This window comes from Erwinia persicina, assembly GCF_014838825.1.
GTDB lineage: Bacteria > Pseudomonadota > Gammaproteobacteria > Enterobacterales > Enterobacteriaceae > Erwinia > Erwinia persicina_A.
This window is the reverse complement of the sequence record NZ_JACYMO010000001.1, coordinates 1,018,789-1,044,440: the sequence shown is the minus strand read 5'-3', so window position 1 is coordinate 1,044,440 and position 25,652 is coordinate 1,018,789. Positions and strand designations below refer to the sequence as shown.

The window sequence follows — 25,652 nt, the reverse complement described above, 5'->3', positions numbered from 1 at the left end:
TCGTGAACATTGTATACGTAATAACTGGCTTAACAATGGGAGGGGCGGAAAAACAAGTGTGCCTCTTGGCTTCGAAAATGTCTGAGCGCGGTCACAATGTTACATTGGTTTCTCTGCAAGGTTGTTCTGTTGTTTTACCTGAGTCAGGTGATGTAACAGTTATAGAATTGAAAATGAAAAAAAAAGCATTTTCATTCATCAAGTCATATCTTGAATTATGTCGTATATTAAAATCAATCGGCCCTGATGTAGTTCACAGTCATCTCTTTCATGCGAATATTATGTGCAGATTATCCCGGGTAGCTGTCAGCTATAAAAAATTGATTAGCTCTGCTCATAGTCGAAATGAAGGGGGGGCAATAAGAATGTTTTTATACCGGCTGACAGATCGTTTAGCTGATTTAACTACTAATGTTAGTCAAGATGCTGTTAATGAAAGTTTAAGAAGAGGTGCTGTTCCTGAAAGTAAAATAAAACTGGTTTTCAATGGTCTTGATCTTCATTCTATTAATGAAATGAAAACTAGTAAAAAAGATTTAAAAGAAGAGTTGAATATCAATCGTGGATGCAAATTATTACTCTCTGTGGGACGGTTCACTAAAGCCAAAGACTATCCAAACTTACTCAACGCATTCAAAATACTGTATTCTGAAAACAGATTTATCCATTTGGCAGTTGCCGGGCACGGGGAACTTTATGATGACATAAAGCAACTTGCATTGGATCTTGATATTAGTTCAAATGTTCATTTTCTTGGTGTTCGGAATGACATCCCAGCATTGATGAATGCTTCTGATATCTATGTTATGTCATCTGAATGGGAGGGGTTGCCACTAGTTGTTGGAGAAGCGATGGCTTGTGAAAAAATAGTTGTAACCACTAACTGCGGTGGTGTTAAGGAGATACTTGGTGATGAGGAGTTCATTGTCCCTGTCAAATCACCTCAACTCCTTGCAGACGCGATATCACAAGCTATACAGTTGTCTGATGACGATATTCGCATTAGAACAAATAAAGCAAAGGCAAGGCTCGAAAACTATTTTTCTATCGAAAGTATCGTTAATACTTGGTTAAACTTATACCATTGAGAGTGTTATGAATAATAAAATTGTTGCAATAACTGCCAACACCAGCTGGTATATTTTTAATTTTAGAAAAAATACGATACTCGAACTCATAAATAATCATTATACAGTGGTTGTTTTAGCACCAAGAGATGATTATACAGAGCGCCTGATAGGCTTAGGATGCCATTTCAATGAGGTGAAAATAGACAGAGGAGGCGTAAACCCCCTGAAGGATCTTTCTACACTTTACCAATTTTATAAGTTTTACAAAAAAAGTACTGTTTCAGTGGTTTTAAATTTTACTCCAAAAAATAATATTTATAGCACAATCGCTGCCTATTTTAACAACGTTAGGGTCGTAAATAATATTGCTGGGTTAGGTACTGTTTTTACAAAAAACAACCTTCTAACTAAATTAGTCAAACAACTTTATAAGTATAGTCAGTCTAAAGCCGACTTTATATTCTTCCAAAATAAAGAAGATTGCCATTTATTCACGAAGTTAGGTATTGATGCGATTGGTTCGGATGTATTACCTGGTTCAGGTGTTGATCTTTTAAAATTTAAGTATGAAGATATTCCAGATGATGGATTGGTTACTTTCTCTCTTGTTGCTAGATTATTAATTGATAAAGGCATTATCGAATATGCTGAAGCAGCAAAAAAATTGAAATCGATCTATGGTGATAAGGTTTGTTTCCAACTGATTGGTTTTTTAGAAAAAAACAACCCAAGATCAGTCACAAACGATCAAATTAATGAGTGGGCTAACGCTGGATATATTGATTATCTGGGAAAAACGGATGATATTGTTACTACATTGAAAAGTGTTGATTGTGTTGTTCTTCCTTCCTTTTATCGTGAAGGTGTTCCCAAATCTCTTTTAGAAGCAGCAGCTTTAGGTAAGCCGATCGTTACTACAGATAATGTAGGTTGCAGGGATACAGTTGATGATGGGGTAAATGGATATATTTGCATGCCAGGTTCTTCGGATGATTTAGCTCTTAAAATGGAGCTGATAATTAATAAAACTCATCTCGAAAGAGTGGGTATGGGCCGTAAAGGGCGGGACAAAATAGTTAAATCCTATGATGAGAGAATTGTAATTAATAAATATTTGGCTGTTATTGACAGTATTGTAACGTAAGACGTTAAAGTTCTATCTAAAAAACTTTTTTGTAATATTGCTATGGTGTGTATTTTTCTGTTAGCGTATTTAGAAGTTAAGTGAATTCATATTTTATGTGCTTAAATTATCCTGCCGAATAATGTTATCGTTATTTATTATGTTATAAATCCTATGTAGTTCAAACAGATTGCACATTATCCTTGTGTTCTGTGCTGTTATTCTTGGTGCAATTGAGCATCATTTCGTAAGTAATTTTTTCTCTATCGCATCAATCGCTATCATCTTACTAATTATCTGAGTTAATATTATCTGACGATTATATGGCAGATTTGCACTGCCCATGCTTTCCAAATGACAGGAGTAGGTATGTCCAAGCAACAGATCGGCGTTGTAGGTATGGCTGTGATGGGCCGTAATCTGGCACTCAACATTGAGAGCCGTGGCTACACAGTTTCTATCTTCAACCGTTCGCGTGAAAAAACCGATGAAGTCGTGGCAGAGAACCCGGGCAAGAAACTGGTTCCGCACTACAGCATCGAAGAGTTTGTTGACTCTCTGGAAAAACCTCGTCGTATCCTTCTGATGGTGCAGGCCGGTGAAGCCACCGACAAGACCATCGCCTCGCTGACACCACACCTCGACAAGGGTGATATCCTTATCGACGGGGGCAACACCTTCTATAAAGACACCATCCGCCGTAACCGCGAACTGTCTGAGCAGGGCTTTAACTTTATCGGTACCGGCGTTTCTGGCGGCGAAGAGGGCGCGCTGAAAGGTCCGTCCATCATGCCTGGCGGTCAGAAAGAAGCTTACGAACTGGTGGCACCGATCTTAACCGAGATCGCCGCTGTTGCTGAAGGTGAAGCCTGTGTGGCCTATATGGGGCCGGACGGTGCGGGTCACTACGTCAAGATGGTGCACAACGGCATCGAATATGGCGATATGCAGCTGATTGCAGAAGCTTATGCCCTGCTGAAAGGCGCACTGAACCTGAGCAACGATGACCTGGCGAAGACCTTCAGCGAGTGGAACGAAGGCGAGCTGAGCAGCTATCTGATCGACATCACCAAAGATATCTTCACTAAGAAAGATGAAGAGGGTAACTATCTGGTTGATGTGATCCTGGACGAAGCGGCCAACAAAGGAACCGGTAAGTGGACCAGCCAGAGTTCGCTGGATCTCGGCGAACCACTGTCTCTGATCACTGAATCTGTCTTCGCTCGCTACCTGTCTTCGCTGAAAACTCAGCGCGTGGCGGCATCTAAAGTGCTGAGCGGCCCGACCGTGCAGACCGTGAGCGGTGATAAAGCCGAATTTGTTGAGAAAGTGCGTCGCGCACTGTACCTGGGCAAGATTGTTTCTTACGCACAGGGCTTCTCCCAGCTGAAAGCGGCCTCTACCGAAAACAACTGGAACCTGCACTACGGTGAGATTGCTAAGATCTTCCGTGCGGGCTGCATCATCCGCGCCCAGTTCCTGCAGAAAATTACCGATGCCTATGCGGACAACGCTGACATCGCCAACCTGCTGCTGGCACCGTACTTCAAAAACATCGCTGACGAATACCAGCAGGCGCTGCGTGACGTGGTGGCTTATGCCGTGCAGAACGGTATCCCGACGCCGACCTTCTCTGCGGCCATCGCCTACTACGACAGTTACCGTTCCGCGGTACTGCCGGCGAACCTGATCCAGGCGCAGCGTGACTACTTCGGTGCGCATACCTACAAGCGCACTGATAAAGACGGCGTGTTCCACACCGAGTGGCTGGACTAAACCGTTCTTCAACCTCCCGCATGGCGGGAGGTTACTTTCCCGCATTTTAAGACAATCCCTCTGGCGCTTCGCTCGCCACTCAACTATCTTTACTCGAACTAATATAAAAACTGTGTTTTTTTAACCTGTTTCTTTTTGAGCCGAGTAATAATGACTCCAAAAAATTCTGCCACATCCCCTTCCAGAGAATCCATGCCAGCCCTTAAAAACGATGACGAACTGGACCTGGTTGATCTCATTGCTCAGCTCTGGCGGGGTAAAATCACCATCATTGCGGCAGTTGTCATCTTTGTTATTTTAGCCGGGGTCTATCTGGTCTTTGCTAAAGAAAGCTGGACGTCAAGAACCATTGTCTCCCAGCCAGCTTCCGGGATGATCGCTAACTACAATGCTTCTCTCAGCGTGCTCTATACGCAAAGCCCGGCAGATAAGCCCTCGCTGCCCGACCTGCAGCAGCAGTTTTTTACCCGCTTTACCGCCACGATGAGCGCGCTGGCTCTGGCTCTGCAGAACCAGGAAATTCCACAGGTTTTAAAAGTTGAGCAGGTGAATAAAGGAAGCAACGATCAGTTCAGCATCGCCTTCAGCGCCCCCACAGCAAAGGATGCGCAGGCGCAGCTGGCTAAATACGTTGAGCAGGTGAACGATAAAATCGTCGACAGCTATGCGGCCGACTTAAGGCGTACCGTGGGCGTGAAAACCCGTGAACTGACCAGCTCACTGGAAGCCCAGAAGCAGGTGGCCATTGATAAGCAGCAGCAGCGGCTGAAAGCTATCAGACAGGCGCTGCTGGTTGCTCAGGCGTCCAATGTGAAAAGCTCCGGGCTCAATCAGGCTGAATACCTGTCGGATGATACGCTCTATCTGCTGGGCACCAGCGCACTGCAGTCGATGATTCAGAATGAGTCCACCAGGCCGCTGGCCTATGAGCAGTCGTATTACGATACCCAGAGTGCATTGCTTGAGGTGACCCACCTTAAAATCGATCTGGCGCATCTGCAGTCGTATCGTTTTATCGCTGAACCGGATCTGCCCGTCCGCCGTGACAGTCCGAAAAGGACCCTGGTCATGCTGCTGGCGATTATTCTCGGTGGTATCGCCGGCTCTGCCCTGGTCATCGGGCGGAATGCAATGGCCAGCTACCGGCAGCGACACGGAAGCTGACAAAAAAGGCCGGGATCACCGGCCTTTTTTATGTATAACGATAAAGGCCGGTTAACCGGCCTTTGCTGTTTCTGCTGTCGTTATTTGTGACGCTGACGCAGATTCTCAATGACCGCCGAGAGGTTCAGATCCTGGTCCTGAAGCAGTACCAGCAGATGATAAACCAGATCGGAGGCTTCATTGGTCAGTTCATGGCGGTCGTTGACTGTCGCGGCCAGCGCCACTTCCACGCCTTCTTCACCCACTTTCTGTGCGATGCGCTTGGTGCCGCTGGCATACAGGCTGGCAGTATAGGAACTTTTCGGATCGGCATGCTTGCGCTCTGCCAGCAGCTGTTCCAGCTGGTACAGGAACGTCCAGTCACTGGCGGCCGGGGAGAAGCAGCTGGAGGTGCCCAGGTGGCAGGTAGGCCCGACCGGGTTGACCAGCAGCAGCAGCGTGTCGTTATCGCAGTCCTGGGTGATGCTGACCACGTTCAGGAAGTGCTCAGAGGTTTCACCTTTGGTCCACAGGCGCTGTTTAGTGCGCGACCAGAAGGTGACTTTGCCGGTTTCCAGCGTTTTGGCCAGCGCTTCCTGATTCATATAGCCGTGCATCAGCACTTCGCCAGAGACCGCGTGCTGGACGATAGCAGGCATCATGCCGTCAGTTTTCACCCAGTCGAGCCGGGACAGTTGTTCTTCAGTTAACACGCGCGAATCTCCACACCTTTTTCAATCAGGAACGCCTTCAGCTCCCCGATATTAATAATCTGTTTATGGAACACGGAAGCGGCCAGTGCGCCATCAACATTGGCATCACGGAAGGCTTCATGGAAATGTTCCGGGGTACCGGCACCACCGGAGGCAATCAGCGGGACGTTGCAGATGGCACGCACCTTCTGCAGCTGGACCAGGTCATAACCATTGCGCACCCCGTCCTGGTTCATCATGTTCAGCACGATTTCACCTGCACCGCGCTTCTGCACTTCCTGCACCCAGTCGAGGGTTTCCCAGGTGGTGACTTTGGTACGGCTTTCGTCCCCGGTGTACTGATTGACGTGATACTTGCCGCTTTCGCTGTCGTACCAGGTATCAATGCCGACCACGATGCACTGTACGCCGAAGCGATCGGCAAGCCGGGTGATCAGTTCAGGATCGGCCAGCGCCGGGGAGTTAATTGAAATTTTATCTGCGCCGAAAGAGAGCAGCAGGGCGGCATCTTCCACCGACTTAATCCCGCCCGCCACGCAGAAGGGAATATCAATCACCTCTGCCACGCGCGAGATCCAGCTCTTATCGACGACGCGTCCGTCGCTGGAGGCCGTAATATCATAAAATACCAGTTCATCCGCGCCTTCCTGCGCATAGCGCTGTGCCAGCGGCACGATATCACCGATGATCTCGTGGTTGCGGAACTGCACGCCTTTCACCACCTGGCCATCACGTACGTCCAGGCAGGGGATTATCCGTTTTGCCAGCATGAAATTGCCTCCGATACGGTAAATTTATCTTCCAGCAGGGCGCGACCGACGATCACGCCCTGTGCGCCACAGCCGCGCAGGGCGGCGATGTCCTCCAGTGAGCCGATGCCACCTGAAGACTGGAAGGCAATGGTCGGGTAGCGCGTGGAGACTTCGCGATACAGCTCAACGTTAGACCCACTCAGTGTGCCGTCGCGGGAAATATCGGTACAGAGCACGTGTTTCAGCCCGAAGGGTAAGAACTGGTCAATGACATCTTCCAGTGTAATCCCACTGGCTTCCTGCCAGCCGCTGATGGCCACGTCTTTACGCCCGCCGTCAATGCGTACGTCGAGGGCCAGCACAATGGCTTCTGCGCCATACTGACGGAACCAGGCCTGCACCTCCTCCGGCTGTTTCACCGCCGTGGAGCCGACCACGACGCGCGTAGCGCCCGCATTGAGCAGGGCTTCTACATCCTCTTTCGTGCGGATGCCGCCGCCCACCTGCACCGGTACGCTGACGCCCGCCAGCAGTTTGGTCAGCAGCGGGATCTGGCGCGCTGCCGGGTTTTTCGCTCCGGTCAGGTCCACCAGGTGCAGCAGCTGCGCACCCTGTGCCTCATAATCCTGTAAGCGCGGCAGTGGGTCGCTGCCGTAGTCACGCTGCTGGCCGTAATCGCCCTGATGCAGACGTACCACGTTGCCATCAATCAAATCTAATGCCGGGATAATCATGCCAGTTACATCTCCAGGAAGTTTTTCAGCAGCTGCGCGCCGGCGGCACCGGAACGTTCCGGGTGGAACTGCACGCCAAAGAAGTTATCTTTCTGCACCGCGGCGGTAAAGGCTTCACCGTAATGGCATTGGGCAATGGTGTACGCATTCACTGGCATGGCGTAGCCGTGGACAAAGTAGAAATACGCACCGTCATCAATCCCGCGAAACAGGTGGTTACCCGCCTGGGCGGTGATCTGGTTCCAGCCCATATGCGGCAGCGGCAGGCCATGGTCGGTCATCCGCTGCACCGGATGCTCAATAATATTCAGCGTGGTAATACCGCCGCTCTCATCGCTGCCGCTTCCCAGTAGCTGCATGCCCAGGCAGATGCCCAGCACCGGTTGGGTACAGGCTTTGATCAGGTCAATCAGGTCGCGTTCGCGCAGCTGGTCCATCGCGGCCTGGGCGGTGCCCACGCCGGGCAGGAACAACTTATCCGCGTTGAGTACCACATCGGCTTCTTTACTGACGACGGGCTCATAGCCCAGGCGCTGCACCGCCCATTTAACGGAGGAGAGGTTGGCACAGCCGGTATCCAGGATCACCACATCCATCACAGCACTCCTTTTGAGCTGGGCAGCGTATTACCCTCTACGCGGATTGCCTGACGCAGCGTGCGGCCAAAGGCTTTAAACAGGCTTTCGACACGGTGATGATCGTTTTTGCCTTTGGTGCGCAGGTGCAGGGTACTGGCCATGGTGTAAGAGAGCGAGCTAAAGAAGTGCTCAACCATCTCGGTACTCAGGTCACCGACGCGCTGGTAGCTGAACTCGGCTTTATATTCGAGGTGCGGACGGCCGGAGATATCCAGCGCACAGCGTGCCAGACACTCGTCCATCGGCAGCACAAAGCCGAAGCGACCGATACCGCGTTTGTCGCCCAGCGCCTTCAGCAGCGCCTCACCCAGCGCCAGCCCGGTGTCTTCCACCGTGTGGTGATCGTCAATGTACAGGTCGCCTTTCACATCAATGTTCATGCGGAAACCGCCGTGCGTGGAGATCTGGTCAAGCATGTGGTCAAAGAAGCCGACGCCAGTGTTAATTTTGCTGTCACCTTCACGATCCAGCCACACCTCCACTTTAATCTGTGTCTCTTTGGTGTTGCGCTGTACCAGTGCATAGCGGTCGCGCTTTGTCAGCTGCTGTTCAATAGCGTTCCAGTTGAGATCTTTGCCGTACAGCAGGCCGGTAATGCCCATGTTCTGCGCCAGCTGCACGTCGGTGGCGCGGTCGCCAATCACATAGCTGTTGGCGGTATCGATCGCGCCTTCTGCCAGCCAGGCGTCGACCATTTTGGTTTTTGGTTTGCGGCAGTCACAGTTGTCTTCCGGCAGGTGAGGGCAGATCAGCACATCGCTGAACGTCACGCCCTGCGAGCGGAAGATCTGCATCATCAGATTGTGCGGACCGTCGAAGTCACTTTGCGGGAAACTGCGGGTACCCAGACCGTCCTGATTGGTGATCATCACCAGCTGGTAGCCCGCTTTCTGCAGGGACAGCAGGGCCGGGATGACGTCGGGCTCAAAGGCCAGTTTGTCCATGCGGTCGACCTGGTAATCTTCCGGTGGCTCAGAAATAAGGGTGCCATCGCGATCGATAAAGAGGACTTTCTGACTCATGCTTGCTCCTGAGAAACGGGGTAACCGGGTAATGATTTTAGTGCAGCAACGGCGCGTTCGCACTCAGCGCGGGTACCGATTGAGATACGCAGGCATCCGGCCAGACCTGGCTGCTTATTCTGGTCACGCAGGATAATACCCTGGTTCCAGAGCGCCTTAAATACGCTCGCTGAGTCGGCGAAACGCGCCAGGATATAGTTGGTGTCGCTCTCAAACACCTGTTCAACACAAGGTAAGGTACGCAGGTCGGCGATCAGCCGCTCGCGGGTGGCGATCAGCTCGCTGACATGCTGGCGCATCAGTGCGATGCCCTCGTCACTCAGTGCCTGGCCCGCAATGTCAGCGACCGGCGTAGAGAGCGGATAAGGAGCAATCACCTTCATCAGCAGCGCAATCACGTCCGCATTCGCCAGGGTGAAGCCACAGCGCAGGCCCGCCAGGGCAAAGGCCTTGGACAGCGTGCGCAGGATCACCAGGTGGGGATAATCCTTCAGCCAGCCGGCAAGAGACGCCTGCGGGCAGAACTCGATGTAGGCTTCGTCGGCCACGACCAGGGCTTTACCACGCGTCATCTCCAGTAGCTGACGGAGATCGTCCGGGTTAATCAGGTTGCCGGTCGGGTTGTTCGGGCTGCAGACATACACCAGCTTTACGCCGTCCAGCTGCCCGGCAATGGCCGGCAGATTAAGCTGCCAGCCTTCACCGGCTTCCACCGTGCGGTATTCAATGCCAATGGTTTCGGCACTGACGCTGTACATACCGTAGGTGGGTGGGCAGAACAGCACGGCATCTCGGCCCGGCTCACAGAAGGCGCGCATCAACAGTTCGATGCCTTCATCAGCCCCACGGCTGACCAGCACCTGCTGTGGCGTCAGGCCGGCGTAGGCGGCATAACGCTCAATCACCTGCTTTGGCTGACATTCCGGATACCGGTTCAGCGTCTGCTGACTGAGCTCAAACGGCACGGCCAGCGGGTATTCGTTGGCGTTCAGCCACACGTCACCGTTACCGCCCAGGCGGCGCGCCGACTGATACGGCGTCAGAGCGCGGACGTTCGCACGGGCCAGATCTTCAATGCTGCTGCTCATGATGGCTCCCTGTTCAGTGCGGCCACCCGCAGGGTGACGGCGTTTTTGTGGGCGGTCAGCTGTTCGGCCGCCGCGAGGATCTCAATGGTCGCAGCCAGACCCATAAAGCCCTCGCGGGTCAGCTCCTGTACGGTCATCCGCTTCTGGAAATCCGCCAGCCCCAGGCTGGAGCAGGTCGCGGTATAACCGTAGGTCGGCAGCACGTGGTTGGTGCCTGATGCGTAATCCCCGGCAGATTCCGGTGACCAGTCACCAAGAAACACGGAACCGGCGCTGGTAATGCTGTCCACCAGGTCGCGCGCCTGGCGCGTCTGGATAATCAGGTGCTCCGGCCCGTAACGGTTGCTGATCTCAACGCACTGTTGCAGATCGCGCGTGACGATCAGGCGGCTGCTCTGCAGCGCTTTCGCCGCCGTTGCGGCACGCGGCAGTTCAGCCAGCTGACGCTCAACGGCGTCTGCCACCCTTTCGGCCATCTTTTGCGACGGCGTCAGCAGGATCACCTGTGAGTCCGGGCCATGCTCTGCCTGCGACAGCAGGTCGGAGGCGACAAAGTCCGGCGTGGCACCGTCATCGGCAATCACCAGAACTTCAGAGGGCCCGGCCGGCATATCAATGGCGGCCCCGTCCATACGCTGGCTCACCTGGCGTTTTGCTTCGGTGACCCAGGCATTGCCCGGGCCAAAGATTTTATCCACTTTCGGCACGGATTCGGTACCGAAGGCGAGGGCGGCAATAGCCTGGGCGCCGCCCACCTGGAAGACTTCCGTCACGCCACACAGCTGCGCCGCGTACAGGATTTCATCGGCTACCGGCGGCGGGGAGCAGAGCACGACGCGGCCACAGCCGGCGATACGCGCCGGGGTAGCCAGCATTAATACCGTGGAGAACAGCGGCGCCGACCCCCCCGGAATATACAGGCCAACGGAGGCAACCGGGCGGGTCACCTGCTGACAGCGCACCCCGGGCTGCGTTTCGACATCCACTGCGGGCAGCTGCTGCGCAAGATGGAAGGTCGTGATGTTGGCGACCGCAACGGCCATCGCCTGTTTGATCTCGTCACCCAGTCGTGCACAGGCATCGGCGATCTGCTGTTCGCTGACGCGCAGCACATCGACCCGGGTTTTGTCGAAGGTCGCACTGTATTCACGCAGTGCGTCATCACCTTCCGTTGACACTCTGTCCAGGATGCCGCGGACGGTGGCACTGATGCTGTCAGAGGCTTCCAGCGCCGGGCGGCGCAGCAGCGCCTGCTGCTGTTCCGCACTGCAATCCTGCCAGGAAATGGGGGTCATCAGGGTCGCCATCGGGTTACTCCATCATCTTCTCAATAGGCAGTACCAGAATGGAACTGGCACCGAGCGCTTTCAGTTTTTCCATGGTTTCCCAGAACAGCGTTTCGCTGCTCACCATGTGCATGGCCACGCGACTCTTGTCACCGGCCAGCGGCAATACAGTCGGGCGCTCGGCCCCCGGCAGCAGGGCAATGATATCGTCCAGACGCTCGCTGGGAGCGTGCAGCATGATGTATTTGGACTCACGCGCCTGAATCACGCCCTGAATACGGGTCATCAGCTTATCAATCAGCTCCTGCTTGGCTACCGGCATTTCACCGTCACGCTGAATAAGGCAGGCTTTTGACCGGTAGATCACTTCCACTTCACGCAGGCCGTTAGCTTCCAGCGTGGCACCGGTGGATACCAGGTCACAGATCGCATCGGCCAGACCGGCGCGCGGGGCGACTTCGACCGAACCGTTCAGCAGGCAGGATTTGAAGCTGACGCCCTGCTTATCGAGGTACTTTTTCAGCAGGTGAGGATAGGAGGTGGCAATCCGGGTGTTTTGTAAGCACTGCGGACCGGTATACTCATCGTCCACGTTCATCGCCAGCGACAGGCGGCAGCCGCCAAAATCAAGGCGGCGCAGCGTAAAGTAACGCGGATCGTCACCCTGTGCACGGCGGGTCAGCAGCTCTTCTTCCAGCACGTTTTCCCCAATAATGCCCAGGTCAACCACGCCGTCCATCACCAGCCCCGGAATATCGTCATCGCGCACCCGCAGAATATCGATGGGCATGTTTTCAGCGAAGGCGATCAGACGCTGCTGCTGCAGGTTAATTTTGATTCCGCAGCGGGCGAGCAATTCGCGTGATTCATCGCTTAAACGGCCAGATTTCTGCATAGCTATGCGTAAACGGGTGTTATCTAACATGGGTTATTATCCTTTTCCTGTCTGATGTTGTATCCGCGTTCTGCTTATCTCAGGGCATAAAAAAAGCCCCCGGAAGGCGATCTTCCGGGGGCTGAGTTTGCGTTCTGCACCACTGGAAGATCCTGATCGTCTTCCAGCACACATCGCCTGAAAGACTAGTCAGGGTGATGGTGATGATGGTGATTAAACTGAACGCGTTTCATAAAATTCTCTTGGATGAATGGATATTCATTTCGTGATAAATAACCTAACGAGAATAGGCGCGTGGCGCAACCCTTTTTTATGAATGTTGAAAAATTCTCTTATCATCTGTGGGTTGTCACCCGGGAAGGGCTGGCGTAGCCTGAGGGAACAACCGTCTGTATAAACAGGAGCTGAGGGATGAAACGAGTCGCAATTGTGGGGCTGGGATGGCTGGGAATGCCGCTGGCCATGTCGCTGACGGCGGCAGGCTGGCAGGTGACGGGGACGAAAACCACCCTCGACGGGGTGAATGCTGCCCGTAACAGCGGTATTGACAGCTATCACCTGGAGCTGACGCCGGAGCTGAACTGCGACGCCGATGACCTTGACGCGTTGCTGAGTGTGGATGCGCTGGTGATCACCCTGCCAGCCAGCCGGACCGCCGCCGGGGGCGAAAATTATCTGCTGGCGGTGCAGCAGCTGGTGGACAGCGCGCTGGCTTTTAGCGTGCCACGCATTATTTTCACCAGTTCGACCTCGGTCTATGGCGATGGCCAGGGCCTGACGAAAGAGAGCAACGCGCTGGAGCCAGTCAGCGTGGCCGGGCAGACACTGAAGACGCTGGAAAGCTGGCTGCATCAGCTGCCGAATACCTCTGTTGATATTCTCAGGCTGTCAGGGCTGGTCGGCCCGGGACGTCATCCCGGTCGTTTCCTCGCCGGTAAGACCGATCTGACCAATGGTTCTCAGGGGGTTAACCTCGTGCATCTGGACGACGTGATAGAGGCGATTTCCCTGCTGCTGCAAACGCCCAAAGGCGGCCATATTTATAACCTCAGCGCACCTGCCCACCCGGCGCGTAAGCAGTTTTACCCGCAGGTCGCCCGCCAGCTGGGCCTTGAGCCGCCTACCTTCGTCGCCGACAGCGACAGCAACACCGGCAAGCTCATTGATGGCAGTAAAATCTGTCGCGAGCTGGGGTTTGAATACCAGTATCCTGACCCGGACAGAATGCCGCTGTCGTAATGAACGACCGGCTGACCAAAACAGCCGGTCAGCCGCTGTAACGGGGGAGGCCAGTCGCGCCATTATCCGGCCTTTTTACGGCCGGCTTCTACACACCCAACCGGTCTCTTAACGCATACCAGGCCGCGCCGATGGCCGTTAACGGCACGCGCAGGCTTCGGCCGCCGGGGAAGGGCAGGTGGGGCAGCGTGGCAAAGGCATCAAAACGCTCTGCGTCACCGCGCAGGGCCTCGGCGATTAATTTGCCCGACAGGTGGGTGCTGGTGACCCCGTGGCCGCTGTCCCCCTGCATGTAGTAGACGCCGTTTTCCAGCCGCCCGAACTGCGGCATGCGCGACAGGGTCAGCAGAAAGTTGCCGCTCCAGGCATGGTCGAACTTTACCCCGGACAGCTGCGGGAAGGTTTTTAGCAGCTTCGGGCGGATCAGGGCATCAATATCCCCCGGGTCGCGTGCGCCGTAGATCACCCCCCCGCCGTACAGCAACCGGTTATCCGCGGTCAGGCGAAAATAATCCAGCAGATAGTTGCAGTCTTCCACGCAGCGGTGACCGGGCAACAGCGACAGGGCCTGGTCTGCTGACAGCGGCTCGGTGGCGACAATCTGCGAGCCACAGGGCAGGCTCTTTTTCGCCAGGCGCGGCTCAAGATGCGGGGCAAGATAGGCATTGCCGGCAAAGATCACAAAGCGCGCGCTGACGCTTCCGCGTTCAGTGCGAAGGTGATGGGGAGAACCATAGTTTACCGCCGTGACCGCGGAGTGTTCATAAATACGCCCGCCGTGGCGGCGCACCGCTTCCGCCTCACCCAGCGCCAGATTCAGCGGATGAATATGCCCGCCGCGCTTGTCCAGTAGCCCACCGACGTAGCGTTCTGAACCGACTTCCCGGCGAATACCGCTCTGGTCAAGCAGCTCAACGTCATGATTACCATAGCGCTGCCACAGCTGGTGCTGGGTCGTGAGATGCTGCATCTGACGGTTATTCAGCGCGGCAAAAATCCCGCCAGGGCGATAGTCACAGTCAATGGCATAGCGATCGATACGATCGCGGATGATCGCCGCCCCTTCAAACATCATGCTACCCAGCAGGCGCGCTGTTTCTTTACCGTAGCGCTGCTCAATGACATCAACATCACGGCTGTAGGAGTTCACCACCTGACCCCCGTTGCGCCCGCTGGCACCGAAGCCCACGCGGGCGGCTTCCAGCAGGACCACATCGTAGCCCGCTTCGGTCAGAAACAGGGCGGAGGACAGCCCGGTAAATCCGCCGCCAATGATGCAGACGTCACACTGGATATCCTCTTCCAGCTGTGGCCAGGGAGCATGTGCGTTAGCGGTGGCGGCATAGTAGCTGTGGACATGTTCCATGCGCACTCCTTTGATCCGTAAGAAAGTCAGAAGGTGGCCGGCGTATGTGCGCTGATAATGCGGCACGGCCGGGTAGAAGCATTGGTAAAACTGTGGGGTTGACCGGTGTCGATGACGTAGCTTTGACCGGTATGCAGCCGGTAATCCTGGCCACTGAGGGTCAGCACGATCTCGCCTTCCAGCACCGTACCGGTTTCTTCACCCTGATGGCGGATCCGCTCACCGGTGGTCGCCCCCGGGTCATACGTTTCCAGCAGCATTGCCAGCGTACGCTGTGGATCCCCGTTATGGATCAGGCGCAGTGAGACGCCCTGACTGCCAATCTCAACCAGCTCGTGGGCATCAATGACCACTTTTGGCGCTGCATCAATGGCCCTTTCGGCAAAAAACGCCGACAGCGACAGGCCGTAGACCTTCAGGAGTTTTTGCAGGGTACTGACGGCCGGACTGACTTTGTCCTGTTCGATGGTGCTGATGGCGCTGTGCGTCAGCCCGGACAGCTCGGCCACGCGACGCTGCGACAGCCCCATCTGCTGGCGAATTTCTGCCAGCCGCCGTCCGGGGGCGAGAGAGATTTCGTTCATTGTCGTGCATCCGCTCTGGCCTGCAGGCAGGCCGCAATAAAGCCCTCAAATAGCGGGCGGGACAGGGGTGAAGAGTCGCTGTGCCATTCCGGATGCCACTGGACGGCGAGGGCAAACGGGTGCTGACGGTGGCTGACCGCTTCGATCAGCCCGTCTGCGGCGCGGGCCTCGACGCGCAGGCAGTCACCCGCCCTGCGGATACCCTGCTGGTGTAATGAGTTAACCCGGAATGTCTCACCGTCACCGGCCAGCGAAGCCAGCAGGCCACCGGGCTCAACCCAGACTTCATGGGCCGGGGCATACTGCTGGTCAAGGGGGAGCGCTTCATCTTCACGGTGTTCCTGCAGGTCCGGTACCTCGTGCAGCTGACGGTGCAGCGTGCCGCCGGTGGCTACCACCAGTTCCTGCAACCCCCGGCAGATCGCCAGCAGCGGCATGCGGTGTTCAAGCGCATAGCGGATCAGGGCAAAGGCGAGCCGGTCGCGCCCGGGATCAGCCAGTGACTCCGTGCCGCTTTCGCCGTAGTGCCTGGGTTCAATGTTGCTGGGGCTGCCGGTCAGCAGGATGCCATCCAGAACGGTCATCGCGTTTTCTAATAGATCAGGAGACGACATCAGCCCGTGGGGAAGGGCCAGCGGTACGCCGCCGTGCATCAGGATCGCATCGAGATATTTGTTATGCACCATCTGAGTGGGATGGCCGCCTTTGTCAATCTGGCACATCACCACGCCAATCAATGGCTTGTCAAAAATAATGCCCATTACTCCCCCTGTATGCCTGGTCAATATATCAACCACGCGGACCCCGAAAGGCCGGAAACTGTGCAATATATTTTCAATCTAGCAATCACCTGCTTAATATTCAAACGCAATAAGGCCAGAAATAAAGCGCCCTGTAACATTTGCACACTTTTTCTGTTAGCGCTATGTTAAGAGAGTGGCTGTTATTTTGAGCAGTTTTCAACAACCTGAAAGGGTGACGTGATGACCAATATTGTCGAAGTAGAAGACTTCACGCGGCACAGTGAAGAGAAACGAACCAGCGCGTTCCGGAATGAGGTGAAGGCCTATCTGGAACGCTATCCTGACACGCAGTATGCCGATATTCTCCTCAACGATTTAAACGGCGTTTTTCGTGGAAAACGCATCCCCATCGCCAGCCTGATCAAGCTTGATAAAGGCTGCTACTTCCCCGCCTCGGTTTACGCCATGGACATTCTGGGCAATACCGTAGAAGAAGCCGGACTCGGTCAGGCAATGGGGGAACCCGACAATATTTGTATGCCGGTTGAAGGCTCGCTTACCCCCTCTGCCGCCGACCCGCAGCATCTTGCACAGGTCCTGCTGACCATGTGTAATCAAGATGGCACTCCCTTTGACGTTGAACCCCGAAATGTCCTCAATCACCTCTGGCAGCGCCTGCGCAACCGGGGACTGTTTCCGGTGGTAGCGGTAGAGCTGGAGTTCTATCTGGTCGATAAGCAGCGAGATGCGGAAGGGGATATTCAGCCGCCGTGTGCGCCGGGTAGCGACGAACGTAATATGCAGAACCAGGTTTACTCGGTCGATAATCTTGACCACTTCTCTGCGGTGCTGAGTGATATTGACGCGCTGGCGCATCTGCAAGGGATCCCGGCCGAGGGGGCCCTGGCGGAGGCCTCGCCCGGGCAGTTTGAAATCAACCTGAACCACACGCGCCACGTGCTTAATGCCTGCGACCATGCCGTACAGCTAAAAAGGCTGGTGCGTCAGGTGGCCGAGCAGCACGGCATGAACGCCACCTTTATGGCGAAACCTTATGAAGCCTATGCGGGTAGCGGAATGCACGTGCATATCAGCATGCTGGACGCGGCAGATCATAATGCCTTTGCCGGGGATGACGGCAGTGATTCACCGCTTCTCAAGCGCGCGCTGGCCGGGATGATTGATTTGATGCCCGCCTCCATGGCGCTGCTGGCCCCCAATGTAAATGCCTACCGTCGTTTTCTGCCGGATGCGTTTGTACCGCTGCAGGCCTCATGGGGCCACAATAACCGCACCGTGGCGCTGCGCATCCCCTGCGGGGATCCTGACAACCACCGGATCGAATACCGGGTGGCCGGGGCGGATGCGAACCCCTATCTGGTGATGGCGGCCATACTGGCCGGCATTCTGCACGGTCTGGATAATCAGCTGCCGTTGCCCCCTGCGGTAAAAGGTAACGGGCATGAAGCGGAGGGGAACCCGCTGCCCATTCGTCAGAGTGATGCGCTGGCAGCCTTTGAGCAAAGCCATGCGATGCAGGCGCTGCTGGGTAGCCGTTTTGGCTTTGTCTGGCATCAATGCAAACACCATGAACTGATGCAGTTTGAACGGCTGATTACGGCGACAGAAATTGACTGGATGCTGAAAAATGCCTGAGGATTTCCCCCGGCGGGCGTGCCTGTCACGCCGGGCTTACTGTTGAGATAACAATTAATTGTAAGTGAAGCTCTCGGGGGCTTGTCATCGTGCCTTAATCTGGTGCAAAATACGCGCCCTGCAAAACGATACCTGTAAACCGACGCTGATTTACCCGGCGGCGGTATTTTTTTATTCGTCGCTTAAGCAGGAACTTTTTTCGCCTTTAAAGAGGCCGGTCCAGAACCGGATAGATATTCGCTTTTAAATACACTTTGACGTGTCTTATTGAGGAAACAACCATGGGGCTTCACCTTCTTACTCCAGCGTTTGCTGGGATCCGCCAGCGCGATGACTACGGCGCCACAGCAGGTTATACCTTCACGCCTGCCTGTTATTCCCAGAATCCTCTTTTGAAAAGCTATCGCACCCTGCGTAGCTCCCCTGTGGTTCAACCCAGAACGGTTGATGCTATGGGGAGATTAAATCATGTCGCTTGATCACCTGAATCCCGCCGCCCAGCCGCGTGCAAAACTGAAAAAAACGCTGACGTTACTGCCTGTTGTCATGATGGGTCTGGCTTATATGCAGCCAATGACCTTATTTGATACGTTTGGCATCGTTTCTGGCCTGACGGATGGCCACGTCGCGACCGCATACGCATTCGCGCTGATTGCTATTCTTTTTACCGCACTGAGCTACGGCCAGTTGGTACGTCGTTTCCCGTCAGCGGGTTCGGCCTATACCTATGCGCAGAAAGCGATCAGCCCGCACGTCGGCTTTATGGTCGGCTGGTCTTCGCTGCTTGATTATCTGTTTATGCCGATGATCAATATTTTACTGGCGAAAATTTACTGGGAAGCGCTGGTTCCCGGGGTTCCCTCGTGGATCTTTGTGGTGCTGCTGGTGGGCTTTATGACCCTCTCGAACCTCAAAGGCATTAAAACCGTTGCCAACTTCAACAGCGTGATTGTGGTGCTGCAGGTGGTGGTGATGGTCGCGATCATGGCGATGGTGGTCTGGGGTGTGGCGCACGGTGAAGGCGCAGGCACGCTGGTCAGCAGCAGGCCGTTCTGGTCGGAAAACGCCAACGTGGTGCCGATGATCACCGGGGCGACCATACTCTGCTTCTCGTTCCTCGGTTTTGATGGCATCAGTTCGCTGTCCGAAGAGACGAAAGATGCAGAGCGCGTGATCCCGAAAGCGATCTTCCTGACCGCGCTGATCGGGGGCGTCATCTTTATTGTGGTGTCCTACTTCCTGCAGCTGTACTTCCCGGATATCTCTCGCTTTAAGGATCCGGACGCGTCACAGCCGGAAATCATGCTCTACGTGGCAGGCAAGGCCTTCCAGTTCGGCATTCTGATCTTCTCCTGTGTCACGGTGCTGGCTTCCGGTATGGCTGCACATGCGGGCGTTTCGCGTCTGATGTATGTGATGGGGCGTGACGGGGTATTCCCGGTCAGCTTCTTCGGCTACGTTCATCCGAAATGGCGTACGCCAGCGCTGAACGTGCTGCTGGTAGGGGTAATTGCGCTGTCCTCCATCACCTTCGATCTGGTGACCGCAACGGCGCTGATTAACTTTGGTGCGCTGGTGGCATTCACCTTCGTTAACCTGTCGGTGATTTCACAGTTCTGGATCCGTGAGAAGCGCAACAAGACCTTCAAAGACAACATCAAGTTCCTGGTGCTGCCGCTGATGGGGGCGCTGACCGTCGGGGCGCTGTGGGTTAACCTGGAAGAGAGCTCAATGATTCTGGGGCTGGTATGGGGGGCGATTGGCCTGCTGTATCTGGCATTTGTTACCCGCAGCTTCCGTAACCCGGTGCCGCAGTGCAGTGAAGATCTGATGTAATCCTGCGGGGTCATCAATCTGTTTTAAGGGCGGACCGCCTGTCGCGGTCCGCCTTTTTCATATCAGGACACCAGTTCCCTTGCATACTCAAACAGCGCCTTCAGCTGGTCGAGCTTCACTTGATCCCCTTCGTACTGATTAAACAGCATCTCCAGCTCCTGGACGTAGCGCTGTACCCGTTCCGGGTTCAGCATCTCGCGGCGATGCTGTAACCAGCGTTTCTGTTCCGCGTCGTCCAGCGTGCCGGGGAAGTTGCGTGCGCGGAAGCGGAATAGCAGCTTCTCGATACGCCCGTCATTAAAGGCTAAATCCAGCGCCGGCAGGTTTTCCGGGGCGGTCTGGCGAATGATATTCATCGCATTCCGGTCGGCGTCGCTGAAGAACCCGTTATAGAGCTGAGCATCTACGTCGTCCGACGGCGTAAAGGGTTCCGCTTCGGCAAACAGGGCCACCACTTTTTCGCGGACTTCAGGATGCTGGCGCAGCAGGGCAAGATTGTCCAGGCAGCGCTGGCGGTCAATGCCGATGCGTTCGGCATCTTCCGGGCGCAGTGTATTCGCCGGAGCCACCACCGGGCACTTGTTAATATGCACCAGCTTTAACGGCACCGGGGAGGCGTCGCCCAGCTCGCCGCGCGGGGTATACAGCCGTTCGCGCAGCGCGTCGGCATCCAGCTCAAGCAGGGGGGTCATATCCCCGCCGAGATCGCAGGTAATCAGGGCATTGCGGTTATCCGGGTGCCAGGCCAGCGGCGCTATCCAGCTGGTGTTGCCGCGTGCGGCACCAAACATGCCCGAAATATGCACCAGCGGCTTCATCTGGGGAATATCCACCAGCGCGCTGATCTTCTGCTTGTTGCGGTGACTGAACAGGAAGTCGTACAGGCGTGGTTGCTTCTCTTTGACCCGCTTCGCCATGGCAATAGTGGCGTAGACGTCCGACATGGCATCATGGGCGTTTTCGTGGGCGACGCCATTGGCTTTGGTCAGATGCTCCAGGCGGAAGCTGGGTAAACCATCGTCATTTTCCGGCCATTCAATGCCGTCCGGGCGCAGGGCATAACAGGCCCGCATCACGTCCAGCAGATCCCAGCGGCTGTTGCCGTACTGCCAGCTCCAGGCATAGGGATCATAAAAGTTGCGGTAGAGCAGGTTGCGGGTGACTTCATCGTCAAAACGCACGTTGTTATAGCCGACCACGCAGGTATTGGGTTCGCTGAAAAGCTGATGAATGCGGCGGGTAAACTCCGCTTCGCTGACGCCGCGTGCGAGGGCAATCTGCGGGGTAATGCCGGTGATCATTACGGCTTCGGGCTGCGGCAGGTAATCGTCCGCAGGCTGGCAGTAAAACACCTCTGGCTCACCGATAATATTAAAATCCATATCGGTACGGATACCGGCGAACTGCGCAGGGCGGTCCAGCGACGGGCTTTTACCGAAGGTTTCATAATCGTGGAAAAGGAAGGTGGGTTGATTCGCTTTGTCTTTCACGGTTTCGCTGTCCACTTCTGTTTGTTAACTGTTGAAAACGCAGTGCCTGATTCCCTGTGTGAACCTTCCCGCATTGACATAGGCTGTCAGTGTAAACCATATCTGAAGATGCACGAAATCGGTCAGCGGCTGACCGCCCTGGCACCCTGGCACTGCCTCGCGGCAGGACGGAAACATCCCGCAGGCAGGAGAGGGAAGGCCAGCAAAAAAAATTTCCGCTAATCCCCTGATTTATTCATATTTTCTTGCAATTTAGTCACGCAAAGACATGGCGGATGCCGTACAACAGGCGCAGTTTTTTATTCTGCATATGTTGAGGATCGATCGTTGAAAAAGCATCAGCTTGCAAGTTTGTGTCTGGTCATGGCGTTGAGCAGTGCTGCCGTTACCGCCGGCCAGCCCGCGCAGGACGCGCTGGCGTTCCCGTTAACGTCCCCGGCGATTGATGCCGCCTCCTGGGTGCTGATGGATGCGACCACTGGCCAGATCCTGACATCAGGCAATCCGGATGAGCGGCGGAACCCGGCCAGCCTGACGAAGCTGATGACCGGTTATGTGGTGGATCGCGCCATTGATAAAAAGCGCATCACCCGTGACGATATTGTTACCGTTGGTAAGGACGCCTGGGCCGAAGGCAATCCGGTATTCAAAGGCTCATCGCTGATGTTCCTGAAACCGGGGGATAAAGTGTCGGTGCGCGACCTCAGCCGCGGGGTGATCATTGATTCTGGCAATGATGCCTGTGTTGCCCTGGCCGATTATGTTGCCGGTAGCCAGGCCAGTTTTGTCACGCTGATGAACCAGTACGTCGACAAGCTGGGCCTGAGCAACACCCACTTTGAAACCGTACACGGGCTGGATGCGCCCGGACAATTTACCACGGCTCGTGATCTCGCCGTCCTCTCCCGGGCCATTATCAGCGGGGAGCCAGATTTTTATCAGATGTACAGTGAGAAATCGCTCACCTGGAACGGCATTACCCAGCAGAACCGCAACGGGCTGCTGTGGGACAAAACGCTGCATGTTGACGGTCTGAAAACCGGGCATACCGAAAGTGCCGGCTTTAATATCATCGCCTCCAGCGTCGACGGCCAGCGCCGCCTGATTGCGGTGATCATGGGGGGGAAAAGCTCAAAAGGGCGGGAAGAGCAGGCGCGTAAGCTGCTGACCTGGGGCCAGAATAACTTTGATACGGTGCAGCTGTTCCACGCCGGCAAAGAGATTGGTCATGAAACCGTGTGGTACGGTAACCCGCACCGCATTTCGCTCGGCAGTGAAAAAGATGTGTTCCTGGCGCTGCCGCGTGATGAGGTGCAAAAGGTGAAAGCCAAATATGTCATCGACCGTAAGGATCTGGAAGCGCCAATCAAACTGCATGAGCAGGTGGGCACAATCCAGCTGGTAGAAGGTGACAAAACGCTGGCCAGCTATCCGCTGGTGGCGCTTCAGCCGGTTGAGGAGGCTGGGATCGTGACCCGCATCAGCGACTGGATCAAGCTGAAGTTGTGATAAAAGTGTGAATGTCATCCGTCAGAAGAAAACGGGTGATTAATGCTATGTTTCCACAGGGTAAGTTAAGTGTTTTCTGCTGCTTACCCTGATTAAATGAGGGGAAAAACAGCCGTAAAACGGCGATTCTCCGTCTGCTCCCGTCCCCCGCTTCAGGTATGATGTCCCGCTCATTCTTCTTCTTTCGGAGCCACCTTTGCGACCGGACAAGCCGCTGACGGCGTTTGAATTCAGCCTGTATCGTAATTATCGCATTGTGCACGGCGTGCGTATCGCGCTGGCCTTCATTCTGACGTTCCTGCTGGTCAGGGTGATGGCGATCCCGGAAGGCAGCTGGCCGCTGATCACGCTGGTGGTGGTGATGGGGCCGATCTCCTCGTGGGGCAATGTTTTCCCCCGCGCGGTTCAGCGTATTGGCGGCACGATCTTTGGTTCTATCTCCGGGCTGATTGCACTCAAGCTGGAGCTGATCTCTCTGCCGGTGATGCTGATATGGTGTGCAGCGGTGATGTTTATCAGCGGTTTTCTGACGCTGGGTAAGCACCCGTATATGGCGCTGCTGATTGGTATCACACTGGCGGTGATTTGCGGCGGGGTGCCGGGTGATATGACCACCGCTCTGTGGCGCGGGGGGGATGTGATCCTCGGGTCGCTGCTGGCGCTCCTGTTTACCAGTATCTATTCACAGAAGGCCTATACCCACTGGCGCATCCAACTCTCCGACCTGCTGCTGGAAACCGCCCGCGTCTATCATGCCGGATTTTCGCCTAACCTGGTGGAGAAACCGCGCCTGACGCGTCCGCTGCAGCGCCTGCTGAGTAATGTGATCAAAATGCGTGCGCTGATTGAGCCTTCCAGCAAAGAGACGCGTACGCCGCGCTCGGTGTTTGAGGGGATCCAGACCCTGAACCGCAACCTGGTCTGTACGCTGGAGCTTCAGCTGAATGCCTGGTGGGCATCGCGCCAGAGCCATCTGATTATGCTGAATGCGCCGGCGCTGCGCAGAACCCAGCAGATGACGGAAAATACCCTGCGCGCGCTGTCACGTGTGATCGTTGAAGGTGACACGGGTAAAATGGCGGCCAACAGCGAGGAACTGGCAGAAATCACCCGCGAATTACGTCAGCTGATCGCGGAATCAGACAGCGACGAGCTGGTGGAAACACCGATCCACGGCTATGTCTGGCTGAGCCTGGAAATGGCCAGCCAGTTAGAAAGACTGACCGAGTTGATCCGCCTGACGTTGCGAAAATAGAATGTTCCAGCAACAACTTACTGCGAGCTGACTCGCTTCAGGGTAAGATAGGGGGAATCCGGTTCAGTAAGTTTAAAATTGCCATCGGCAGCGGCCCGCCGTTAAGCTGATAGCCACGATAATGATGCCTGTATGCGCAGGCCCAAATGAAAGGTGTCTTCATGGAAAATGCAAAACAATCATTTCAGGACGTACTGGAGTTCGTGCGTATGTTCCGTCGTAAGAACAAGCTTCAGCGTGAAATTACCGACAACGAAAAGAAAATCCGTGATAACCAGAAGCGTGTGCTGCTGCTGGACAACCTCGGCGAGTACATCAAGCCAGGCATGAGCGTGGAAGCCATCCAGGAGATTATCGCCAGCATGCGCAGCGATTACGAAGATCGCGTTGATGACTACATCATCAAAAATGCTGACCTGTCGAAAGAGCGCCGTGACCTGTCCAAGAAACTGAAATCTCTGGGCGAACCGAAAGCGTAACGACGCACGGTCAGTTCAGCGCAACACGAGAAAGCCGGGCTTACGCAGCCCGGCTTTTTTATTGCCCGTCATTGTCCAGCTGCTGCGCCAGTCGCCGCAGCTCGGCCGCCACCGGATGCGCGAGGCGTTTTGCGGCACGCGGCGCGGCTGTGCTGGCCCGCACCACCAGGTCGGTGGCAAAGGGCGGCAGCAGCGCCTGCCTGCCGGGCTGTTCAAGCTGGTCAGTCAGCCACTGAACGCTTCTTTCACCCAGATGGCGCATATCCTGGCGCACGGTGGTCAGGGGCGGCTGATACCAGGCACTGTCGGCCGTATCATCGTATCCCACCACCGAGACGTCAGCGGGTACCGCTACGCCCATCTGATGCAGCGCCTGCATCGCACCCAGTGCCATCTGATCGTTTGCCACCAACAGGGCCGTTGGTAAGACCTGCCCCATTAGCTGCATCACGGCCAGATAGCCCGACTGTGCGCTCCAGTCGCCCTCAAACTGGCAGACAGGCGTCAGATGATGCTCCTCCAGCACCTGACGCCAGACCGCCGTGCGCGCGCGTGCCGCCACCGAGTCTGCCGGGCCGTTAAGCAGTGCGATACGCCGGTGCCCGAGCTGCAGCAGATGCTCCGCGCCCTGGCGCGCGCCGGTATGGGCGCTGAAGCTGCAGCTGGGCACGTCGGCGTCGTCAGCGACATCCAGAAACAGACAGGGCAGGGAGGCCGCCATCCGTTCGATCTGCTGCGCCGCCTGGGCATCCAGCGGCACATTGATTAACAGCGCGTCTACCCGCTGAGAGAGCAGATCGCTGACCGCCTGCTGCGCACCACCGTCGTCCGCCATGGCGATCACCAGATGATAGCCCAGCTGGCTGGTTCGCCGCTGGATGGCTGAGGCGATCTGCGCCGGGGCCAGCAGCGCCAGATCGCTGGTGGCGAGACCGAGCGTTCGGGTATTTTTCCCGGCCAGCTGCTGCGCGACCCGGTTGGGCACGTAGTTCAGCGCCAGCATGGCCGCCTCCACCCGTTTGCGGGTCTGTTCTGCGACCTGGCTTGAATGGTTCAGCACCCGGGATACGGTCTGATAGGACACACCGGCGGCGCTGGCGACATCCTCCAGCGTCACAGAGCGGGATCTCATGGTTAACTCCTGTTTTTAATAGCGCAGTTTAGCAATAAAAGGGATCCGCATCCGTTGCTGCGCGGCTGCACCGATTCTGTCCATCCGGTTGAACTCCGGTTTAATTTTGATTTAAACCGCAGA

At 55.4% G+C, this 25,652-nt stretch carries 24 protein-coding genes and 1 other annotated feature; of the genes, 10 read left to right on the top strand and 14 right to left on the bottom strand.

The window, feature by feature from the left end; all coding sequences use genetic code 11:
* Positions 1-2 precede the first annotated feature (2 nt).
* The 4 genes from IFU29_RS04780 to wzzB all read left to right on the top strand — a co-directional run bounded on the left by IFU29_RS04780 (position 3) and on the right by wzzB (position 5,133).
* Entirely contained in the window at positions 3-1,088 is a 1,086-nt protein-coding gene (locus IFU29_RS04780) for a glycosyltransferase (RefSeq protein ID WP_191932877.1), read from the top strand.
* Positions 1,089-1,095: 7 nt separating this feature from the next.
* Positions 1,096-2,214: a glycosyltransferase family 4 protein gene (locus IFU29_RS04775; protein ID WP_191932876.1), complete on the top strand. Its 1,119-nt coding sequence runs from the start codon at positions 1,096-1,098 to the stop codon at positions 2,212-2,214.
* A 348-nt stretch (positions 2,215-2,562) separates the two neighbouring features.
* On the top strand, positions 2,563-3,969 hold the full coding sequence (gene gndA / locus IFU29_RS04770) for an NADP-dependent phosphogluconate dehydrogenase (RefSeq protein WP_118663760.1): 1,407 nt from the start codon (positions 2,563-2,565) through the stop codon (positions 3,967-3,969).
* A gap of 192 nt (positions 3,970-4,161) precedes the next feature.
* Positions 4,162-5,133 (top strand): LPS O-antigen chain length determinant protein WzzB, encoded by a 972-nt coding sequence (gene wzzB, locus IFU29_RS04765; protein ID WP_244633616.1) that lies wholly within the window; start codon positions 4,162-4,164, stop codon positions 5,131-5,133.
* An 80-nt stretch (positions 5,134-5,213) separates the two neighbouring features.
* Here the strand turns inward: wzzB and hisIE are convergent, their stop codons facing one another.
* From hisIE to hisL, 9 genes are all read right to left on the bottom strand, one after another.
* A complete protein-coding gene (gene hisIE / locus IFU29_RS04760; protein ID WP_062742801.1) occupies positions 5,214-5,825 on the bottom strand; it encodes a bifunctional phosphoribosyl-AMP cyclohydrolase/phosphoribosyl-ATP diphosphatase HisIE in 612 nt (203 codons plus the stop codon).
* Positions 5,819-6,595, bottom strand: a complete 777-nt coding sequence (gene hisF / locus IFU29_RS04755; protein ID WP_191932874.1) for an imidazole glycerol phosphate synthase subunit HisF — start codon at positions 6,593-6,595, stop codon at positions 5,819-5,821. Before hisF ends, hisIE begins: the two co-directional genes overlap by 7 nt.
* Positions 6,577-7,311, bottom strand: coding sequence for a 1-(5-phosphoribosyl)-5-[(5-phosphoribosylamino)methylideneamino]imidazole-4-carboxamide isomerase (gene hisA / locus IFU29_RS04750; RefSeq protein ID WP_191932873.1), 735 nt, complete (start codon positions 7,309-7,311; stop codon positions 6,577-6,579). Before hisA ends, hisF begins: the two co-directional genes overlap by 19 nt.
* 5 nt (positions 7,312-7,316) lie before the next feature.
* The gene (hisH, locus tag IFU29_RS04745) at positions 7,317-7,907 is read right to left on the bottom strand and encodes an imidazole glycerol phosphate synthase subunit HisH (protein WP_062742798.1); all 591 of its coding nucleotides are present in this window, start codon (positions 7,905-7,907) and stop codon (positions 7,317-7,319) included.
* A complete protein-coding gene (gene hisB, locus IFU29_RS04740) occupies positions 7,907-8,971 on the bottom strand; it encodes a bifunctional histidinol-phosphatase/imidazoleglycerol-phosphate dehydratase HisB (RefSeq protein WP_191932872.1) in 1,065 nt (354 codons plus the stop codon). The genes hisH and hisB overlap by 1 nt, the downstream gene beginning before the upstream one ends.
* Positions 8,968-10,059, bottom strand: coding sequence for a histidinol-phosphate transaminase (gene hisC / locus IFU29_RS04735; protein WP_191932871.1), 1,092 nt, complete (start codon positions 10,057-10,059; stop codon positions 8,968-8,970). Before hisC ends, hisB begins: the two co-directional genes overlap by 4 nt.
* Positions 10,056-11,366, bottom strand: coding sequence for a histidinol dehydrogenase (gene hisD / locus IFU29_RS04730; protein WP_191932870.1), 1,311 nt, complete (start codon positions 11,364-11,366; stop codon positions 10,056-10,058). Before hisD ends, hisC begins: the two co-directional genes overlap by 4 nt.
* A gap of 4 nt (positions 11,367-11,370) precedes the next feature.
* Positions 11,371-12,270 carry an ATP phosphoribosyltransferase gene (gene hisG, locus IFU29_RS04725; RefSeq protein ID WP_191932869.1) on the bottom strand — a complete coding sequence of 300 codons (900 nt, stop codon included), beginning with the start codon at positions 12,268-12,270 and terminating at the stop codon, positions 11,371-11,373.
* A gap of 57 nt (positions 12,271-12,327) precedes the next feature.
* Positions 12,328-12,450, bottom strand: a sequence feature (His leader region).
* Positions 12,426-12,473 carry a his operon leader peptide gene (gene hisL / locus IFU29_RS04720; protein ID WP_118665699.1) on the bottom strand — a complete coding sequence of 16 codons (48 nt, stop codon included), beginning with the start codon at positions 12,471-12,473 and terminating at the stop codon, positions 12,426-12,428. It overlaps the preceding feature by 25 nt.
* A 178-nt stretch (positions 12,474-12,651) precedes the next feature.
* Between hisL and IFU29_RS04715 the strand changes: the two genes are divergently transcribed.
* A complete protein-coding gene (locus tag IFU29_RS04715; RefSeq protein ID WP_191932868.1) occupies positions 12,652-13,479 on the top strand; it encodes an SDR family oxidoreductase in 828 nt (275 codons plus the stop codon).
* An 88-nt stretch (positions 13,480-13,567) separates the two neighbouring features.
* Here the strand turns inward: IFU29_RS04715 and IFU29_RS04710 are convergent, their stop codons facing one another.
* From IFU29_RS04710 to puuD, 3 genes are read right to left on the bottom strand one after another with little or no spacing between them, the layout of a single operon-like run.
* Complete coding sequence (locus tag IFU29_RS04710) at positions 13,568-14,845, bottom strand: NAD(P)/FAD-dependent oxidoreductase (protein ID WP_191932867.1); 1,278 nt, start codon at positions 14,843-14,845, stop codon at positions 13,568-13,570.
* A gap of 26 nt (positions 14,846-14,871) precedes the next feature.
* On the bottom strand, positions 14,872-15,429 hold the full coding sequence (gene puuR, locus IFU29_RS04705) for an HTH-type transcriptional regulator PuuR (protein WP_191932866.1): 558 nt from the start codon (positions 15,427-15,429) through the stop codon (positions 14,872-14,874).
* Positions 15,426-16,190, bottom strand: a complete 765-nt coding sequence (gene puuD, locus IFU29_RS04700) for a gamma-glutamyl-gamma-aminobutyrate hydrolase (RefSeq protein ID WP_191932865.1) — start codon at positions 16,188-16,190, stop codon at positions 15,426-15,428. The genes puuR and puuD overlap by 4 nt, the downstream gene beginning before the upstream one ends.
* 219 nt (positions 16,191-16,409) lie before the next feature.
* Between puuD and IFU29_RS04695 the strand changes: the two genes are divergently transcribed.
* Complete coding sequence (locus tag IFU29_RS04695; RefSeq protein WP_191932864.1) at positions 16,410-17,828, top strand: glutamine synthetase; 1,419 nt, start codon at positions 16,410-16,412, stop codon at positions 17,826-17,828.
* 468 nt (positions 17,829-18,296) lie between these two features.
* Positions 18,297-19,664: an APC family permease gene (locus tag IFU29_RS04690; RefSeq protein ID WP_062742788.1), complete on the top strand. Its 1,368-nt coding sequence runs from the start codon at positions 18,297-18,299 to the stop codon at positions 19,662-19,664.
* A 62-nt stretch (positions 19,665-19,726) separates the two neighbouring features.
* Here IFU29_RS04690 and sbcB read toward each other — a convergent pair whose 3' ends face one another.
* A complete protein-coding gene (gene sbcB, locus IFU29_RS04685) occupies positions 19,727-21,154 on the bottom strand; it encodes an exodeoxyribonuclease I (RefSeq protein ID WP_191933128.1) in 1,428 nt (475 codons plus the stop codon).
* A 363-nt stretch (positions 21,155-21,517) separates the two neighbouring features.
* Between sbcB and dacD the strand changes: the two genes are divergently transcribed.
* The 3 genes from dacD (at position 21,518) to IFU29_RS04670 (ending at position 24,397) form a co-directional block, all read left to right on the top strand.
* Positions 21,518-22,663, top strand: coding sequence for a serine-type D-Ala-D-Ala carboxypeptidase DacD (dacD, locus tag IFU29_RS04680; RefSeq protein ID WP_191933127.1), 1,146 nt, complete (start codon positions 21,518-21,520; stop codon positions 22,661-22,663).
* 196 nt (positions 22,664-22,859) lie between these two features.
* Entirely contained in the window at positions 22,860-23,918 is a 1,059-nt protein-coding gene (locus IFU29_RS04675; RefSeq protein WP_062742787.1) for an FUSC family protein, read from the top strand.
* Positions 23,919-24,079: 161 nt separating this feature from the next.
* Positions 24,080-24,397, top strand: a complete 318-nt coding sequence (locus IFU29_RS04670; RefSeq protein WP_062742786.1) for a DUF496 family protein — start codon at positions 24,080-24,082, stop codon at positions 24,395-24,397.
* A 58-nt stretch (positions 24,398-24,455) separates the two neighbouring features.
* Here IFU29_RS04670 and IFU29_RS04665 read toward each other — a convergent pair whose 3' ends face one another.
* The gene (locus IFU29_RS04665; RefSeq protein ID WP_191932863.1) at positions 24,456-25,529 is read right to left on the bottom strand and encodes a LacI family DNA-binding transcriptional regulator; all 1,074 of its coding nucleotides are present in this window, start codon (positions 25,527-25,529) and stop codon (positions 24,456-24,458) included.
* Between the last annotated feature and the right edge of the window lie 123 nt (positions 25,530-25,652).